This window comes from Azospirillum brasilense (genome assembly GCF_008365405.1).
Classification (GTDB): Bacteria; Pseudomonadota; Alphaproteobacteria; order Azospirillales; family Azospirillaceae; genus Azospirillum; species Azospirillum brasilense_D.
In genome coordinates, this window is record NZ_QOKV01000080.1 from 1 (window position 1) to 804 (window position 804).

Genomic DNA, 804 nt, shown 5'->3' on the forward strand with positions numbered 1-804 from the left:
AGGGTTTCCATGGTTACTTGCCCTTCTTCTTGAACATCGACAGCATGCGCTGGGTGACCAGGAAGCCGCCGAAGATGTTGACGCTGGCCAGGATGACGGCGAGGAAGCCCATGATCTTGGAGAAGCCGAAGCCGGCCGGGCCGGCGGCGATCAGGGCGCCGACGATGATCACCGAGGACACCGCGTTGGTCACCGCCATCAGCGGCGAGTGCAGCGCCGGCGTCACCCGCCACACCACGTAGTAGCCCACGAAGCAGGCCAGCACGAACACCGTCAGGCCGGTGATGAAGAAGTTGCCGTGGCTCGCCGCGTCCGCGACGGGAGCGGCGTGGCCGAGTGCTGCGGCCTGGGCGGCGAGCGCGTCGATCTGCTGGCTGGCCGCGGCGAGCTGGGCCTTCAGCTCGGCGACGCGGTTGGACAATTGAGTCTGATCCATGTGTCTCTCCCTAAATCCGTCCGGCCTTTAGACCGTCTGGCCGGCGAAGGCGGGATGAACGACCTGCCCATCGCGGGTGAGCGCGATGGCCTTCACGATCTCGTCGTCCCAGTTGAGGGCGATGCCCTTCTCCTTGTCGTGCAGCGACTGCAGCAGCGCGAGCAGGTTCTTGGCGTAGAGCAGCGAGGCGCTCTCGGCGATGCGGCTGGGGTAGTTGGCGTGGCCGACGATCTTCACCCCGTTGTCGGTGACGACGACCTTGCCCAGCTCCGAGCCCTCGACGTTGCCGCCCTGCTCCACCGCCAGATCGATCAGCACCGAGCCCGGCTTCATCGACGCCACATGCTCGCGCGTCACCAGGATCGGCG

General features: G+C 66.3%; 1 protein-coding gene and 1 pseudogene. Both read right to left on the reverse strand.

Annotated features, from left to right (window positions below; translation table 11 throughout):
* Positions 1–13: 13 nt before the first annotated feature.
* Positions 14–436, reverse strand: coding sequence for an NAD(P) transhydrogenase subunit alpha part 2 (locus DS837_RS31850; protein WP_014239968.1), 423 nt, complete (start codon positions 434–436; stop codon positions 14–16).
* A gap of 27 nt (positions 437–463) precedes the next feature.
* Positions 464–804, reverse strand: a pseudogene (locus DS837_RS31855) (NAD(P)(+) transhydrogenase (Re/Si-specific) subunit alpha); the annotation flags it as partial.

Excerpts from the sequence above, each read along its gene's own strand:
- DS837_RS31850 (WP_014239968.1), bottom strand. The coding sequence starts at position 436 with ATGGATCAGACTCAATTGTCCAACCGCGTCGCCGAGCTGAAGGCCCAG.